This window comes from Brevibacillus nitrificans, from assembly GCF_003710965.1.
GTDB classification, from domain to species: domain Bacteria; phylum Bacillota; class Bacilli; order Brevibacillales; family Brevibacillaceae; genus Brevibacillus; species Brevibacillus centrosporus.
Window position 1 is genome coordinate 83,665 of the sequence record NZ_RHHU01000002.1, and the last position, 18,067, is coordinate 101,731.

Below are 18,067 nucleotides of genomic sequence, written 5' to 3' on the forward strand. Positions count from 1 at the left end.
CTTTGACCTCATACAAATAGTGTGGTAGCCGAGTCAGGATTTTATCGACGTAAACGCAATAAAAAAACCTTTTCCAACAAGTCGGAGGAAAAGGTTTGAGCGCTTTATGCTTCCTTCATCCTCTTATCGGCCAGAACAGATGTCCGTTCTGCTGGTTAGCACCGCTCTTTCGTCGGTTGCCGGGCTTCATAGGGCCAGTCCCTCCGCCTGCTCTGGATAAGAGTATCCATTACGGATTATAGAATAATTGTTTTTCTCTATGGTGTCAATAGACTTTTATCGGAGCGTATATTTCCCTCGAACCATCACGTGAGAAATCCCATCGTAACCAGGTGCGAGACGCAATCCGCGGTTGTCAGAACGGGCAATCAGAAGCAGGTGGTTCGTACCGACCACAGCTCCACCGCGAAGGTCTACACCCGCTGTCAGGTCAGTCAGACCGTCTCCATTGTTGCCCGCTACAGCTTGTACTTTTCCTGTGCGAACAATAAATTCTGTGCCTTCAAAGCCGTACAGCGTCTGTCCAGGATTTACCTCAACGACTGTCAGCGTACTGCCTCCACCGCCGGCTGCCTGAATTTGCTGGTCGACGTAGCTTTTGGTAACCACAGGATCGTCTACAGAGCCGGGTACGCCTCCCACGCCATCTGCCATCGCCTGAGAGGCAAATATTGCTGTTCCCCCAATCGCAGCTGCGAGCAGGCCTTTTGTGACTGGTTTCATCCTTTTTATCCTCCCCAGATTTTGCGGTTAAAATTTATAAGCTTTTGTAATCAATACCACAACCTCTGCCCGAGTGGCAATACCCTGTGGCTTGAACGTAGAACCATAACCGTTCAACCAATCGCGTGAGGTCAATGCCTCAATGGCTGGGGAAGCCCAGTGACTGGTCGGTACATCCCGATAGCTGGATGTGCTGCGCTTGTACAGCAGTACATTGTGCGCACGGGCAATCATGGAAGCCATCTCCGCACGGGTGATCGGCTGATCGGGCTTCATCTGCTTGTTCGGGTAGCCTTTCATGATGCCTACCTGATAAGCGATCCCCATGTTGTTATACGCCCAGTGCTTTTTCGGCAGATCACGGAAGGTCGTTTTGCCCGTATAAGAGGAAGCTACTGGCAACCCATCCGAGCGCATCGCCGAAATCAGCATCGTCGCAAACTGCGCGCGTGTCACAGCCTGATTTGGCTTGAACGTGGCGTCTGCAAAGCCTTTGACAATCCCTCGATTGCTTAGGCGGACGATCTCAGAACGGGCCCAGTGACTGGAAATATCTCGATACCCACCGACCAGCACCTGCTGGTTTACGGTCAAACGGTAGGCGTCGTATTTAAACGGAACGCCACTGTTCAAACGAATATAATACTTGCCAGGCTGCAAACGCAGTCCGAAAATATCCTTGCCTTGGTCCGAAAGCTCTGCCACTTCGTTCGTGGAGGCCAATGCATAATTGAAATTATTTGCGCTGTACAAGGCGATTCTCATGCCGGATGAGACCGGGATAAAGGGAGCGCGAACATAGACGTACGACTCTGAACCGACAGTAAATTGGAACCAGTCAGAATCGGTAGTGGTCGGCAGCGTCCCTGTCATGACGGTACCACCTGCCAGATAGGATGCCTGACGATACGCGTCATTCGGCTCGTTTACATCTTTTTTCACAGGCGTAAAGCTCAAGTCCAGCCTGTATTCGCCATTCACTGCATTTTGCTCGTACTCACTCACGCGGAGGAGGTATTTACCAGGAGATACCTCTTTGGATGCATGCTCCGCTGGGTCGTCACGATCACCGTTATCATACAGCTGATCCCATGTCGTGCTATTTCCCTGGCCCTGCTTGCCGATCGCAAGTACCGGGTCCATACGCTTGTTGTCTGGTGTCACCGTCACATCCAGATGCCCATATTCGCGGACATAGTAGGAGAACCAGTCTTGATCTCCCTCCTTATGAAAGCTTCCGTTCACGCTGATCTGGTTGCCCACAAGCGGTCTGGCCGTTCCACTGGTGTCATTCGGCTCATTGCGGTCCGGGTTGATGCTGAATCTGCTGGTAAGCACGTAGGAAAAGGCATTTACGCCCCCATTTCGCACGAGCCTGATGTCCATGCGACCCGCTTTTGCCGAAACGGTTATCGTGTCGCCATTTCCGATGTAGTGTGTGACCGGCGTCCGATTTTCTGAATAAAAGGTAGCCGCCATCGGGGAAGATACAGTCGAATTCACCGATGCCGTAAAGCTGACTCTTCCATCATAGGGGACGTCCATTTTAAACCAGTCAGTCGTGTCGTTCGGACCGAGATTTCCACGTATTTGCTGCTCGATCGGAAATGCCTTGGCACGCGACAATACATTGTTTGGCTCTAAAAAGTCCTGAGACATCGCTGAGGTGACTGCTTTTTCCACGTTGAGCAATCCGTAGCCCGTACGCTTGTCCCATCCGCTTTCGCCCAGATTAGTCGCCGTTTGATAAAGCAGCTGCCTCACATCGATTGGCCTTAGCTTGGGATAACGTGCCATGATCAAAGCCGCAGCGCCAGCCACTTGAGGTGCAGCAGCAGACGTGCCGCTAAAAGAGCCGTATGTGCTGCCAAGCTTGGTCGTGTAAACATTTAGGCCCGGTGCCATCAAATTCAGCTCTGGCCCTGAGTTCGACTCGTAGATAGGCTCGTTGTTGCTTTTTACTCCCCCTACAGCTATCACGGTTGGATAAGCAGCCGGATAAGCAACACGGTTCCCCTCGTTTCCACTTGCTGCAATCAGTACAGCCCCGCTCGCCTCTGCACGGTTAACGGCATTGGTCAGCGCTTTGGAATAGGACATGCTGCTCACAGACATGAGGATTACCTTGGCTCCTCGGTCCAGCGCAGTATTAATGCCCCTCGCTACGACATCCAAATCAGCGACTGCCCTGCTGTCCAATACTTTAATCGGCAAAACTTTCGCGTTCCACAAGACACCTGAAACACCGATGCCGTTGTTCCCCTTAGCCGCCAATACGCCAGTGACTTCCGTACCATGCCCGTTGTCGTCCTGTGCGGAACGTCCCGCGTTCACAAGATTGATGCCAGGTAACAAATTCCCTTTCAGATCCGGATGATTGTAGTCTGCACCAGTATCCAGTACCGCAATAGTCATTGCTGTATTGCTGTTTACTGTTTGCCATGCCTTGTCTGCTCGAATCTGGGTGAGATGCTGCTGGTTATCGTAGTAGCGATCATTGGAATCAGCGAAAGCTACCATCGGCTTCACATCAACCAGCGTCATCGTGAAGCCTATCGCGAGCGCAAACGCTGCTCGTGTCCATTTCCTCATGAAAAACAGTCCTTCCTTCTCTCCCCTGCCGAAGGTGCAGTCTAAAAGGAATTCAGGTATTCTACTTCTTTTCTAAGCATAGCGGAACGAAAGGGAGACATGCAAGTTCGAATATCCAATATTTGGAATTTTTAGCTAGTAGAAAAACCCTTTTCACCGTGGGCAAAAAGGGTTTTTTCATTATTGCAATAAGCCTTTATTGTTCTCCACTGTCGGATTAACAGCTGGTTGCTTTTTACTTTGACGTGCCTTTGGGATGACGGCTGTCAGCTTGCTCACATCATAATCGTCTTGTTTGATCGACGTCGAAGGAATATCGAATGCCCACACGCGGTTGCTATTCGCCTCTACCTTCATGTTTGCCAAGGTGTATTGGATACGAGCCACGTTGTTGCCTTCCTCATCGTTGACGATAATCGGCACTTCCGTGAATTCCAGACGTTTTTCCAAACCGTTGCGGAACGCTACAATCACTCGAAGACCGTCCTCTTCGCCTTTCGTGATATCGAGCACCTGCAGGTCAACCTGACCGGCTGCAAGCGGTGAATGTTCCTTTGCTTGCTTCAAGTACTTCTCGTTCTCTTCCTTCGTCAGACCTTGCGTCATCTCTTCCACTGCTTTTGGCGTAGCAGGTTTTTGATAAGTCAACGTCAGAGGAACTTCCTGCTCGGGAAGCTTGCTGAATTCGTCCCAGCGAAACAGGAATTCAAAAGGACGGCTGGTCAAATCGCCAATTGGACCTGCTGGAATCAAGTCGAAGGTCTTCTTCGCGACAACTTCGCCTTCATTCGTGATCAGCGTTAAAGGCAGCTTTTGCAGCAAAACGCTTCTGTTTGTAGCGTTGCGAATATAGGTGAGTACCAGATAGCCATCCTCTGTTACTTGTGTAAAGAAAGGAACAACTCCAACCTCGTCACGTACCACTGCTGGCAGCTCGTCGTGAATATATTGCAGCAGTTCTGCTTCCGTTTCTTCCAGCTTGTTGTCCCATGGTCCATCCACGACCAATTCCAGCTCCGTAGATGGAATCCGGGTAGAGGACTGCTCCGGATTATCAATCCCGGAGACACCCAAATAAAATTCTTTATGCAAATGCTCGTGAATATCCTCGCGCACTTGCTCCAGACTTTCCTTTGATCCAAACCAATTTTCCAATAACCAACTCATATGTCAACCTCCCAAGCCCTGCAGCAGAATGAACTTTACTCGTGCTACTTTACTTCCAGCACCCATCTGCGCAGGTTCGCATTTGGTTTTTTTACGGCATTCGGCGGGAATACGATAATCCACGGACGACTGTGGCCAGGCTTTACTTTGACCGTGCTTGCATCCACGGAACCCTTCGCTACTACATCTCCCTCTTGATCAGAGATGGTAAGCTCAATTTTTTCCGGGTTGTACATTTCTCTCATGCCGTTGCGGAACAGCATGCCTGCTACCAGCCGGCCATCCTTTGCCAAGGCAATGTCAAAGCCAGTCACTTGCACCGTATCCGCAGGCACTGGTGGTAAAGATTGAGTCAACGCTTCCAACCGATCTTTTTGTCGCTCTGTCATGCGTTTTTCCATCTCTGGATCCAATTCGAGATGTTTTGGCCAAACATGCGAGCTCTTCCCTGCTTTCATAACTACTTTCCAGCGCTTGAACGCGAAGTTGTCATGTAGGAAGGACTCTTCTGGGAACAGCATTTCCCAAGGACGGCTCGAGCGTGGAGGGATCGCTCCCATTTCAGACAAATCTACATTCATTCTCGCAAATGGCTTATCATCCAGATAAATAGCCATGCGAATATTTTTGAAACGTACCGGATGATCCAACGAGTTGCGGAAGAACATGGTTACCGTCAACCCATTTGGGCCCGGAATCATGCTAAAACCGGTTACGCTGATCTGTCCTCTCACCATATCAGGCAATTCGGCCTGCAGAAAGCGAAGGGTGTACTTCTTCTCAGCATCAAGCTCTTGTTCCCACACTGGGTGCAGGGATAGCTCCGTATGAACCTTTGTAGCTGCTGGTGCTGTTTTGGTGATCGAGTTGTTCTCCATATCCACTTCCGTATCGCTCAACTCATGGAAGTCAATGGCTGCTTCTTCCTGAAGCTCTTTCTTCAATTCACTTTCATTTTTCCCAAACCAGTTCTTTAAGAATGAAAACATGTGTTACCTCCTCACACGTCCGGACGCGACCGAAACTCTACAATAATATCATAACCTTTGAAATGAACCCGAGCAAATGACTCTTGCCAACCTTATTCTTCCCTTTAGCCCTGTGGCACACTGACCTTCCAGCGCGAAAAATCTGCTTCTTGTTTCTGGATACTCTCAGGCGGGAAGATGAACAGCCATGGTTTGCTCGTATTCGCGTTTACCGTCAGACTGCCTAATTCAAACAAGCCTTCTGCTGCTTTGTCGCCAGTCGCATCATACAACACCAGAGGCAGCTTTTCAAAAGAGAGCGATTGCGTAGACCCGTTGCGAATCAAGAGCATGACATTCAAGGCACCAGATTCATCACGGCGAAGCTGCATGCTTTGAATATTAACCTCCCCTTCTTTAATAGAAGGTAGACGTTTCGCGAGCTCAATCAGTGCGTTCTTCTGTTCATCTGAAAGAGAGCGAATCCACGACTCTTCCAACTCAAGCTGCTGCGGCAGAACCATCTTTTTTTGTGCGATTTCAAAAGCTAATTTCCAGCTTGTAAGCAATACATCCACTTGCAGAAAATGCTCACGTTCAAACACAAACGACCACGGTCTTGCAGATCGCGGCGGAATCTCACCTATTTCAGCCAAATCGAATTTCTGGCGAGTAAACAACTGTTGATCCCCGAATAATATGACAAGGGTCATCTCGCCAAGCTTGAGCGGACGATCGGAACCATTGCGGATAAATGCCGTTACTTCTACTCCCGCTTCATGAGGAACAAGTGAGGTGCCTGCCAGAGAATAGGTATCCTCGGCTAAAGGTTCCATCTCCTGCGCCATAAAGGAAAGTGCATATCTCTCCTGCGAGCTCAGGTTATTTTCCCATGATGGATGCAGGGAAAGGGAAGTAACCACACCAGCAACCGCAGTTCGCCCTTGCGGTTTATCCTGAGGTGACTTCTCAGGAGCCACAGATAAAACCGATTCCTCTTTCACTTGCTGTTTAATCTCTTCAGATGTGGGAGTATTCCCGAGTAAATTTTTTAAGAAGGATAACATAACGTCTCTCCCAACTTTTCTCTACATCTATATAGAGTTCTGTTCGTCATTCACTATAGCACAGTGCCACCCTTTTGCAACCTTGAAAAGTTGGCATTCCGACTCATGAAAGCCTGTTCATTTGCATAGCAGAGGCGTCCCTCTGCACTCGCATCCGACCGATGGGTAATATTTGTAAGGATACCTGTAAGCATAGGCGATGTCAAGGAATGGCAGGCAATGCTTATGGGATATTTCGCCTTCAGTAATAATGAATTATTTACCAGATACGCATAAGGTTTACATAAATGCTCTCTATTGTTAAAATAATGATGATAAATGAATTTCTTGGGGATACATATCGCCAGCTGACCTCCTCAGCTGGCCATTTTTTACTCTCTTCCCATTTTCTTTAAAAGATAGGACAACCGCCAGACTATTGCTGTCTGGCGGTTTTTTATGCTTCCTTTGGCTCTATTCTTTTACTGTGAGGGAAATTCGAATCGATTTCCCTCCATACCGTGCTGTAATTGTTGCGGTCCCCTTTGCTTTTGCAGTGATTTCCCCGCTCTTTGCTACGGTTGCTACTTTCTCATTCGAGGAGGTCCAAGAGATTCCGTCCTCTATTTGCTCGCTCGAGCCATCGCTAAAGGTCGCTTTCAGCACGGGAGTAACGGTTTGGTCCACCTGCAGGGACAGTCGTGTCTGATCTGCCTGCAGCTGCTTTAGCCGAGTATCGATGCTGATCTTTACAGATTTCCCCCTGTAGGATGCCGTGATCGTGGTAGATCCAAAGCCTTTTGCAACGATCTCGCCATCCTTGTAGACGGCCACACCCGCATCGGCAGTCTTCCACTCTACATCGGAGGTGACTACTTCCTGGTCCTCCCCATAGACAGCAATAATCTCGATGGGAGCCGATTCATCCGGCTTTAAAAGCAGCTTACTCGCACTGGCGACTAGCTTGGTCATGCTGACACTTACCCGTATTTTCACGCTTTTGCCTGCGTATGACGCTACAATGTAGGTGCTGCCAATGTTTTTGGCCGTAATCACCCCATCCTGAACAACTGCAATATCCTTATCCTGCGTTGTCCACTCGACTTCATCTGGTGAGAGCTCTGTTTGACTTTTGTCTCCAAACGTCGCTGTCAGCTGCACCGTCGCATTTCCGTCCGGCTTCATCGTGAGTGATGTTTTGGATGCTGCAAGCTTCGTGAGTACAATTTCTACGGGAATGGAGACGGTTTTCCCCTGATAGGCAGCGGTAATGCTCGTCTTTCCTATCCCGGTTGCGGTCACCACTCCATTTTCTACGACAGCAATCTTTTTATTGTTTGTTTTCCATTCGACGTCTTTGGCAGCTACAGCAGCCTTGGAGCCGTCTGTCATCGTGGCTGTCAGCGTGATGGTCCCCGGATGGTTTGGGGACAAGGACAGCTTACTTTTATCCGCCTTCACGCTTTTTACACTGACCGGTTCATCAGGCAGGTCTGAATCAGAAGAATCCGCCTGTACGGCCCGATAGGCATTAACCAGACCATATCCGTATAACGAATCTCGCCCAGTCTTGCCTAAGTCCGTAGCGGTCGCTAGCAGACGATCTGTAAGCTCTTCTACGGTCAAGTCAGGTTCCTTTGCCTTGAGCAGTGCTGCAACCCCGGACACAAACGGAGTCGCTTGGGAAGTCCCGCTCGCGTACACATAGTTGCCTCCAGGATACGTACTGAGGATGTCAACACCCGGAGCTGCGATATCTACACTGGAGCCGTAGTTCGAGAAGTCAGCAAGCTTCTTGTCCGAATCAATCGCGCTCACCGTAACCACTCCCGCGATGGATGCGGGAACGAAGCGGTCGGCGTTGGAGCTTTCGTTGCCAGCTGCCGCCACGACCAAGGCCCCTTTTTTCATCGCGTACTTAATAGCGTCCACCAGCGTTTGCGGTGCCTTTTTCTGATTGTCCCCAAGCTCTGCTCCTAGGCTCAGGTTGATCACATCAGCTCCTAAATCCGCTGCATCCATAATGGCGCTCGCTACGTCGTAGAGGTCTCCTTCTCCATTTTCATCTAACACCTTCAATGGGAGAATTTTAACCGAGCTGTTTCCGGTTACCCCCGCTATTCCTTCTGAGTTTAGCTTGGCTGCGATGATCCCGGCCACATGCGTTCCATGTCCTTCGTCATCCTTCGCATCCTTGTCTTGATGGACGTAGTCGTAGTCATTTGCCGTATCCACTCTGCCCTTCAAATCCGGGTGACTGTAGTCTACGCCCGTATCGATGACAGCTACCGTGACTTGCGCGTCTCCAGTGACTTCTTCCCATGCCTCTGGTGCCTGAATCTGACCCAAGCCCCATTGTTCTGAATAGTATGTATCGTCGATCGTGGAAGTAGCATACATGCGCATATTCGGCTCAATGTACTCGACCTGCGGATCCGTCGCCAAGGAATTCAAAACGTCCGCATCCGTCCTGCCATCTAAGCGGATGAGCATGTGCTGGTCAGTTTGTTCCGTGTAGACGGCTCCCTTCGTCATCGAGCGCAGCTTCATCGTTTGCTGGGACGACCCTTCACGGAACTTGACGATGTATTCTCCCGTTTCGCTTGTGGGAACGCCCGCTGCTTCCTGTGAAAGCGAAGGTGTATCCGTATCCGTGGAAGCAGCGTATACAGGTGTCATTCCCGTTTGAACGGACAAGCTGCATACAGCCAGAGCGAGCAAAAATGGTTTAAAGCCTAGTTTCGCGACGATTGTTCTCACTCTCCCCTTTTTCTTCTCTGTTTTTCGTACCCTTTATTGAAGTCACGCAAACTTGTTTGTCTGCTATTCTCCAGTGTACTAGGAAAGTGTTTGATTTACTTTAGAAAAGAAATAGAGAAGGGCCCTTCTCCCACATAAACATGGCTATACATTTTCATTATACGAGTACCTTCCTTATTATATAGCCGTCCCGTTTTGCCTCGCGAATGGTGTCTATTGTGGAGTGCCCATGTGTTACAATATTCGTAATATTACTTCTAAAAAAGCAGCTACTTAGCGTGATGATTGTATGCTGACAGACTGATCCACAGGTTAGGAGGAAAGGGAAATGAAGCCCTTGATTGGTATTTGTGCCAACTACACGCTTGATGACACCGTAGGAACCAAGAGCGGCCTCGGTTTACCTGGCCAGGAATGGCAGGTGCTCGCCGATGATTACGTCAAAGCCATTGAACGAAGTGGAGGTGTTCCTGTCATCTTGCCGGTGACAGACTCCCCAGAGACGCTCCATCCCCTCTTGTCTGTTCTTAACGGCGTATTGTTCAGCGGCGGCTCTGACATCGAGCCCACCTATTACGGCGAGCTGCCGAGACCCGGTCTGGGAGAGATTGATCCCAAGCGCGACAAGCACGAGATCGCGCTCATCAAAAAGGTTCTGAATGAAACCAATCTACCCGTGCTCGGAATTTGCCGTGGCAGTCAGCTGCTGAATGTAGCGATGGGCGGTACGCTTTACCAAGACTTGCAATTGGAACGCCCAGAGGGAATGCCGCACACATTAAAGCACGCTCCCAAATACCACCCCACGCATCCTGCAGCGATCCTGCCAGGCTCACGACTCGAAGCTATTTTTCAGACGCAGGAGCTTTGGGTAAACAGCTTTAATCATCAGGCGGTGAATAAGCTGGGACAAGGTCTAAAGGTTACTATGACCGCTCCGGATGGATTGGTGGAAGGCATCGAGGCAAAAGGTGAGCGTTTCGTCGTTGCTGTCCAGTGGCATCCTGAAATGATGATTGATCGCCATGACGAGTACTTGAGGCTGTTTGAAGCTTTTGTGCAGGCGTGTTGCGAGAGGCTGGAGGTGTGAGGAACGGTTTCCAGAGTGCAAATGAGCTTCTAAGAGACTGCATTCATACAAAAAGCAAAGAAGGAGATCGATATAGCTCGATCTCCTTCTCCATTTACATTTGTTCTACTTTCTCTGCCTCTTCACCCGTTGTTTCTTGATTCTCCGTACCTACAAACCCATCTTCGTCTGCTTCCATTGATTTCACTTCCGGCTGTGGTTCAATTTCCACTTTTACCCTCACTCTTGCTGCCATGCGTCCAAGGGAAAACTTTAGATGCACATATTCCGTGACAGTTTCCTCTGTGCTGTTCATTTGTTTCAGGAATATTCGCCCATGTTCATCAGTGGAAAGGTATTCAGAAGGTTCTTGATCCCCTCCTTGGCCCTCTACATACTCAATGGTTACTTGGGCTTCCGGGTTTGCCGCGCTCCCTCCTGCTAATCGAATGATCTGATCAGTAATGTCGTCACCTGCCATGACTTCGTTGGAGATGGAAGCATGCATAACATATTTCTCAGCTTCCCGCTCCGTTAGAAATTGATCATCAGTGCTATCGTTGGACTCATTCACATCCTGCTGAGCATCGCTCGGGTTCTCACTGATAACTGCGTTTCCTTTTGCAACAGCCTCAGCTTCTCTACTTTCACTGGTGCGGTTTATTTCCATACTAGGATCGATAGTGACATCAACCCGTACCCCTACAGTAGTTGAATTACCATTGTAATTTTTCGTAAACCATAATTGGACATGTTCGACTATTGGCGCGTCTGTTTGATTCGTCTTCTTCAGTTTTAACTTGCCTTCCTCATCCACTTCCAAGTAGACAGAAGGTTGATTATTTCCCCCTGTTCCTTCCGTACTGTTAACCGATACCTGTACTTCTGGATCTGCTTCCTCGCCATTTTCTAATCGAACAACTTCTTCTGTAACATCGGCACCCGTTTGTATCGTTCCTGAAATGGTTGCCACTCTTGCGTATTTTTCAGACTCTGTAATCACGATGTCCATATTCACAGCAAGCAGGATTCCTTCATCTAGGGTAATCTGAACCTCTTCTTTGCTCCTAAGTGGTTCATTTTTTACTCTGGATATCATGAACAAATAGACGCGCTCCTTCGATTGATTAGAGAGACCCTCAAATATCTCTCCAAATCTCAGACCAAGAACTGGCAACATTAAGGCCTCTTTCATTGCGTTCACTGCATCTGTACGTTCAGTTTCGGTTGGGCTATCACTGATGGACACTGCGTTAATTTTTGCAATTGCCTCTTCTTCACTGATTTCATTACTTCCTACACTAGGCTCAATTGTTACATCTACTCGAATGCCTACAGTTATTGTACTGCCATTATTAGAATTGTTCTTAAACCACAAGTGGACGTGCTCGACTATCGGTGTGCCTGTTAGGTTCACATTTTTGAGCTTTACCCTTCCTTCCTCATCTAGCTCCAGGTAGAGAGACGGCTGATCATTCCCTCCTGCTCCTTCCGTGTTATTCACCCATACCTTAAATGCTGAATTTGCTTCTTCTCCATCTAATAATCGAACAACTTCTGCCGTAACATCGGATCCCGCTTGTACTGTTCCTGAGATTGTTGCCGTTCTTACATATTTGTCAGACTCAATAAAAGTAAGCTCTGTATTCGCAGCTTTATTAATCGCATCATCTAAAGCAGCTTGAAGTTCTTCTATACTCATGAATGCCTGAAATTTTACTCTCGATACAATATCCCAGTAGACATGCTCTTTGGCACGATCAGAGAATCCATCAAATACATCTCCAAAATGCAGAGCAAGCAGGGGGGACATCAGCGCCTCTATCATAGCTTCTCTAGCTGCGCTTACTTCGTCTGCGTTATTCCAGTCGTTTACTCTAATAGCGTTGATTCGATTTAAAGCTTCAATTTCATCAGATATTAAGTTTGGGGCAATCCGTACTGTTATATAATCTCCAAAACTAGCATCTGCACCATTAGAAAATGAAACATAAACAAATTCTGTTATAACATGAGTTGATGTATTCTGCTTCATCAGTATGATCTTTCCATTTTTTAATTTGAGGTATTCAGATGGCGTGGGTATATCCCTACTTCCTCCAAAAATTCTTTGAATTCGCACCTGCACATCAGGATTCCTTTGTGCTCCCGCTACCATTCTTAATACTTGATTGGTTACATCCGCTTCCGGCATCACTCCAAAGTCCAATGCAGTATCAAAATAATATTTTTCCATTTCATCAAAGATTGGTTGTATTTCCTTTTGTTCTTTAACCTTCTGAATAAAGCAATCCTGAACTTCCTTCACACTGTTAAAAGGCTGATTCGTGCTGACAAGATAGATCATTTGTTCGATAACGCTTTTTAGTCCTTCATCAGTCAACCCCGTGTTACTAACATCTACTCCTATTAATGGGTCTGAAATAGCTTGTTTCATCTGGTTGATGACAGCCTCGTATTCATTTGCTGATCCATTCGGCTTATATCTAATCTCATTCACTTTTGCAATGACTTCTGCTTCCTCCGCACTAATAACTGGGAGGATTTTAACGTTGATCGTCAAAAACAACGTGTGATTTGTACCGCTAGTTGAAAGACTTACTATAGCATTCTCAAAAATTGAGCTTGTCGTATTATTTTGTTGCGCAACTAGTATTCTTCCATTCGAAGTTTTTAAATACTGTGCTGCTTCTCCATTTTTTCCATTTACGGAATCTACCTTTACGTAGATGTCAGGATTTTTGACTTCTCCCGGATTTAGCTGAACAATAAGATCGGTAACATCCGTCTCTTTCAAAACCTCACTATTCAATACGATTGAGGTTTTATACTTTTCGATCTCATCTTCAATTGGCTGCCTATCAACGATCGCTTGAATCCACCGAGAAAGGGAATCTTGGACTTCAACTTTGGAGCTAAATGGATCTGACTCTGCTAGATTCATTACCTCGGAAGCCAGCATCTCCTTTTGCTCGTCAGTAAAGCTCTCATACCGCTGCCCAAAATCTAAAGCCAGTGTAGGGGACTCTAAAGCTTCAAGCATCAGCCGGATGGCTTCCGTGAACTCCATAGGATTGGTAATCACTCTTCGCGCCACCGCATTGATGTTCTCGATCGCTTCAGCTTCTTCTGAACTGATTACAGGGAGAATCTTTACTTTGATATTTTTATAGAAAACAGTTTGAATGTTATCGCTGGTAAATCGCAAAACAACCATTTGAACTACTGCTCGATCTGTTGTATTTTTCTTTTTCAGGAGTACTCGGTTACCTGCGTATACAGATAAATACTCCGAGTCTTTTATTTCCTGATAGTTCTCATCTGCGATATGATCCATCTGCACCAAGATGGTGGGATTAGGATTTTTCGTTTGAAGCAATGGAACTTCATCATTTGGCAAAGCAGAACGATCCACAACAACAGAATCGAAATACTTCGACATTTCTTGGTAAATCATTCGTCCTTCTAATACTTCTCGAATGGAGATTGCTAGCTCTGTTTGAATTTCGGCTTTTGTAACGAATGGTTTTACACGTGTAATTCTGTAGATGAGATTGTAAGCGACATCATCCTTTTCTTGGTTTGTCATGGAATCGAACTCTTTTCCAAAGTCCAGATCCAGAACATCAGATTGAAGTGCTTCTAGCATTCTTTTAAATGCTGCTTGTCTCTCTTCATATGTTGCATTGCTACTATAAATAGCTTCATTTACTTTCTCGATCGCTTGTACCATTTCATTCTGTTCGATTGGCAACAAACGGACATTTACATAGAGACCATAGCTGCCTGTAAGGTTAACAAATTTAATGAGCACACGTTCTACCACTGCTTGTGTGGTTTTATTTTTTTGCTTGAGCTTAATTGTGCCTTTAGCGTCTATCGATAAGTACTGAGCAGGTTTCGGATTTGACGTCTCCCCACCTTCTACACTTACCAGCATTTGAATCTTAGGATTCGATTCTTTGCCATCCAACAGTTTAATTAGACGATCGTTTAAAATTGTCCCTACTTCGACGTCTGACGCTATCGTTACCGATCGAACATACTTCTGTCCTTCTTGGTAAGCTGGCAGTCGATCATATACATTCTGAATAATTTGGGTTAATGCCAGCTGAATTTCGTCCCTCGTTTGGAATGGTTTCGCATATGCTTTCATTCCCATTCGTTCGAAGACAGAATCCTTGTGTCCATCGCTGAACCCCGAATACAGCTGTCCGAAATCCAGAGCAAGCACGGGATTTTCTAAAGCTTTTTCCATAGCTAGAAAAGCAGCATCGTAATCTTTAAAGGGCTGCCCCTCATAAATAATTGCTGCATTCACTTTACCAATAGCCTCAATCAGCTGTCCTTCTGAGTAAAATCCTTTAGACACTCTTTCACTCTCTACTTTCCCTTTTTCTGTACGGGAAAGATAAGCATTCCCTGCCCCCTGTCCAAGCTGTGCGATGGTGATGGACACCGATGTTTTCCCACTCGGTACAGTAGCAGACCCTATTAGCTTGGCAGCTGCATCTGGAGAATTATAGACTTTGACTATATCGCCAGTTTTTAGTTCTTTCACTTCAATGACGTCGGGCTGACCTTTTTTATTTGTGATTGTGATTTGGTCACCAGACAGCGGGTCTGTTTGAGCTTCTGCGCCATATTCTTTCTCTACTCGTACACTTTCCAAGTAGCCCTTTCGAGTCAAAGTCACGTGCACAATGCCAGATGATTGACCCAATTGTGCTACGCTCACGATAGCGGAGGTCTTTCCACTAGCAACAGTAGCGGAACCCAACAATTTTGTTCCTTCAGCATTGTAAACTTTCACGACATCACTCGGTTGTATGCCCTGTACTTCGATCGTATCAGGCAGGGCTACGTTGTTTATGACAGTGATTTTGTCTACTTCTGGAGACTGGGCTTTCTGTTCTTCGTCGTATTCTTTCGTTACTTTCTCGCTCTCCAAGTAGCCTCTTTGTGTGCGCGTTACTTTTACACTTCCCGCTCCTTGACCCAATTGCGCTATGCTCAGCATTACATTGTATTTTCCCGTTGTTACGGTGCCTGTGGCCAAGACTTTTACTCCTGCTGCATCGTAAACCTTGATGATGTCTCCGGGGGTGAGGTCCGTTACTTGGACTGTATCTGCTACACCTACCAGATTCGTAATGCTAATCTTTTCTGCGTCTACCACCGGAGCTTTTTGCTCGGCCTCGTATTCTTTCGTTACTTTCTCGCTCTCCAAGTAACCCCTTTGTGTGCGCGTTACTTTTACACTTCCCGCTACTTGGCCTAATTGTGCTACGCTCAACATCACATTGTTTTTCCCCGTTGCTACAGTGCCTGTGGACAAGACTTTGACTCCTGCTGCATCGTAGACCTTAATGATGTCCCCTGGGGTGAGGTCCGTTACTTGGACCGAATCTGCTACTCCTACCAGATTCGTGATACTGATCTTGTCTGTGGCTACCACCGTAGCTTTTTGCTCGGCCTCATATTCTTTCGTTACTTTCTCGCTCTCCAAGTAACCCCTTTGTGTGCGCGTTACTTTTACACTTCCCGCTACTTGGCCTAATTGTGCTACGCTCAACATCACATTGTTTTTCCCCGTTGCTACGGTACCTGTGGCCAAGACTTTTACTCCTGCTGCATCGTAGACCTTGATGATGTCTCCGGGGGTGAGGTCCGTTACTTGGACCGTATCTGCTACCCCTACGAGATTCGTAATGCTAATCTTTTCTGCGTCTACCACCGGAGCTTTTTGCTCGGCCTCGTATTCTTTCGTTACTTTCTCACTCTCCAAGTAACCTTTCTGTGTGCGCGTTACTTTTACGGCTCCTGCTCCTTGTCCTAATTGCGCTACACTCAGTGTTACATTGTTTTTCCCCGTTGCTACAGTGCCTGTGGACAAGACCTTGACCCCTGTTGCTTCGTAGACCTTGATGATGTCTCCGGGGGTGAGGTCCGTTACTTGGACTGTATCTGCTACTCCTACCAGATTCGTGATGGTAATCTTGTCTGAGGCTACCTGTGGGGCTTTTTGCTCGGCTTCGTATTCTTTCGTTACTTTTTCGCTCTCCAAGTAGCCCCTTTGTGTGCGCGTTACCTTTACTGCTCCTGCTCCTTGGCCCAATTGCGCTACACTCAGTGTTACATTGTTTTTCCCCGTTGCTACAGTGCCTGTGGACAAGACCTTGACCCCTGTTGCATCGTAAACCTTGATGATGTCTCCTGGGATGAGGTCCGTTACTTGGACCGTATCTGCTACCCCTACCAGATTCGTGATGGTAATCTTGTCTGCGTCTACCACCGGAGCTTTTTGCTCGGCTTCATATTCTTTCGTTACTTTCTCGCTCTCCAAGTAGCCTTTCTGTGTGCGCGTTACTTTTACGGCACCTGTTCCTTGACCCAATTGCGCTATGCTCAGCGTTACATTGTATTTTCCTGTTGCTACGGTGCCTGTGGACAAGACTTTGACTCCTGCTGCATCGTAGACCTTAATGATGTCCCCTGGGGTGAGGTCCGTTACTTGGACTGTATCTGCTACCCCTACCAGATTCGTGATGGTAATCTTTTCTGCGTCTACCACCGGAGCTTTTTGCTCGGCTTCATATTCTTTCGTTACTTTCTCGCTCTCCAAGTAGCCTTTCTGTGTGCGCGTTACTTTTACGGCACCTGTTCCTTGTCCTAATTGCGCTATGCTCAGCATTACGTTGTTTTTCCCCGTTGCTACGGTGCCTGTGGACAAGACTTTGACTCCTGCTGCATCGTAGACCTTAATGATGTCCCCTGGGGTGAGGTCCGTTACTTGGACTGTATCTGCTACTCCTACCAGATTCGTGATGGTAATCTTGTCTGAGGCTACCTGTGGGGCTTTTTGCTCGGCTTCGTATTCTTTCGTTACTTTTTCGCTCTCCAAGTAGCCCCTTTGTGTGCGCGTTACCTTTACTGCTCCTGCTCCTTGGCCCAATTGCGCTACGCTCAGCGTCACATTGTTTTTCCCCGTTGCTACGGTGCCTGTGGACAAGACTCTGACTCCCGCTGCATCGTAAACTTTTATGATGTCTCCAGCTGCGACTTCCATAACTTCAATCGTATCTGCCAATCCTACTTTGTTGACTATCGTAATATTTTCAGCATCAAGAGCTTCGCCAGCACTTTCTGAATCGAAAATAAATTCAGTTCGAGCAGACTCGGCAGAGCCTACACTCGTGACTGTTAAAAAAACACTCCCGGATTTGGCTCCTAACTGGCTGATGTATATAACCACGCTATCTTTCCCAACTGGAACACTCGCCGATCCTAGTAGTCTCCCTGTCGAATTTGAAGCCGAATAAACTTTTACAACATCTCTTCCTGCGAGCCCTTGAACAGTAACCGTATCCGTCATTCCATAGTAATTTTTAATAGCTACAGTGATCCCGTCTGCTATACTGTTGCCTACTCCTTCTGCATGTACCTGTATGGGCAAAATCAGAATAAAAAACATAGCGAGTGAAAGGACAGCTGATAGTATTCTTTTTAGTGAAGTGTTCTTGGCATTCATTGCCATAGGTTGCACATAGATTCCTCCATATTGATTAGGATTAAATTCACAGGAAATAATACCCATAATTAAACCGGCAATAATAATTTTAATTCATCTATTGTTTTTCTGCTGTCGAAAAGTGTCGGCCTATTTAAATAAATACCTACTTATTTCTATTTTAGTAAGAATCAGCATAAAATAATCCCCTGTATTGACTACTGTCAAAAGG

The 18,067-nt window shown here is 47.1% G+C and carries 8 protein-coding genes and 1 riboswitch; of the genes, 1 reads left to right on the forward strand and 7 read right to left on the reverse strand.

Annotated elements, in window-relative coordinates; all coding sequences use genetic code 11:
- Nucleotides 1-120 precede the first annotated feature (120 nt).
- Nucleotides 121-223, reverse strand: a riboswitch (SAM riboswitch).
- A gap of 53 nt (nt 224-276) precedes the next feature.
- The 6 genes from EDM59_RS01365 to EDM59_RS01390 form a co-directional block, all read right to left on the reverse strand.
- Complete coding sequence (locus EDM59_RS01365; RefSeq protein ID WP_092275433.1) at nt 277-723, reverse strand: hypothetical protein; 447 nt, start codon at nt 721-723, stop codon at nt 277-279.
- 27 nt (nt 724-750) lie between these two features.
- Nucleotides 751-3,267, reverse strand: a complete 2,517-nt coding sequence (locus EDM59_RS01370; RefSeq protein ID WP_425455910.1) for a S8 family serine peptidase — start codon at nt 3,265-3,267, stop codon at nt 751-753.
- 228 nt (nt 3,268-3,495) lie between these two features.
- On the reverse strand, nt 3,496-4,482 hold the full coding sequence (locus tag EDM59_RS01375; protein WP_122921992.1) for an SLAP domain-containing protein: 987 nt from the start codon (nt 4,480-4,482) through the stop codon (nt 3,496-3,498).
- A gap of 44 nt (nt 4,483-4,526) precedes the next feature.
- Nucleotides 4,527-5,471 (reverse strand): SLAP domain-containing protein, encoded by a 945-nt coding sequence (locus EDM59_RS01380; protein WP_122921993.1) that lies wholly within the window; start codon nt 5,469-5,471, stop codon nt 4,527-4,529.
- Nucleotides 5,472-5,575: 104 nt separating this feature from the next.
- Nucleotides 5,576-6,517, reverse strand: a complete 942-nt coding sequence (locus EDM59_RS01385) for an accessory Sec system S-layer assembly protein (RefSeq protein WP_122921994.1) — start codon at nt 6,515-6,517, stop codon at nt 5,576-5,578.
- A gap of 453 nt (nt 6,518-6,970) precedes the next feature.
- Nucleotides 6,971-9,256 carry a S8 family serine peptidase gene (locus EDM59_RS01390; RefSeq protein ID WP_122921995.1) on the reverse strand — a complete coding sequence of 762 codons (2,286 nt, stop codon included), beginning with the start codon at nt 9,254-9,256 and terminating at the stop codon, nt 6,971-6,973.
- A 328-nt stretch (nt 9,257-9,584) separates the two neighbouring features.
- Between EDM59_RS01390 and EDM59_RS01395 the strand changes: the two genes are divergently transcribed.
- Entirely contained in the window at nt 9,585-10,346 is a 762-nt protein-coding gene (locus EDM59_RS01395; RefSeq protein WP_122921996.1) for a gamma-glutamyl-gamma-aminobutyrate hydrolase family protein, read from the forward strand.
- Between the two features lie 94 nt (nt 10,347-10,440).
- On the opposite strand, the gene EDM59_RS01400 is transcribed toward EDM59_RS01395, so the two are convergent.
- The gene (locus EDM59_RS01400; RefSeq protein WP_148040816.1) at nt 10,441-17,871 is read right to left on the reverse strand and encodes an MSCRAMM family protein; all 7,431 of its coding nucleotides are present in this window, start codon (nt 17,869-17,871) and stop codon (nt 10,441-10,443) included.
- Nucleotides 17,872-18,067: the final 196 nt, after the last annotated feature.

Excerpts from the sequence above, each read along its gene's own strand:
- EDM59_RS01365 (WP_092275433.1), bottom strand. The coding sequence starts at position 723 with ATGAAACCAGTCACAAAAGGCCTGCTCGCAGCTGCGATTGGGGGAACA.
- EDM59_RS01370 (WP_425455910.1), bottom strand. The coding sequence starts at position 3,267 with ATGACGCTGGTTGATGTGAAGCCGATGGTAGCTTTCGCTGATTCCAAT.
- EDM59_RS01375 (WP_122921992.1), bottom strand. The coding sequence starts at position 4,482 with ATGAGTTGGTTATTGGAAAATTGGTTTGGATCAAAGGAAAGTCTGGAG.
- EDM59_RS01380 (WP_122921993.1), bottom strand. The coding sequence starts at position 5,471 with ATGTTTTCATTCTTAAAGAACTGGTTTGGGAAAAATGAAAGTGAATTG.
- EDM59_RS01385 (WP_122921994.1), bottom strand. The coding sequence starts at position 6,517 with ATGTTATCCTTCTTAAAAAATTTACTCGGGAATACTCCCACATCTGAA.
- EDM59_RS01395 (WP_122921996.1), top strand. The coding sequence starts at position 9,585 with ATGAAGCCCTTGATTGGTATTTGTGCCAACTACACGCTTGATGACACC.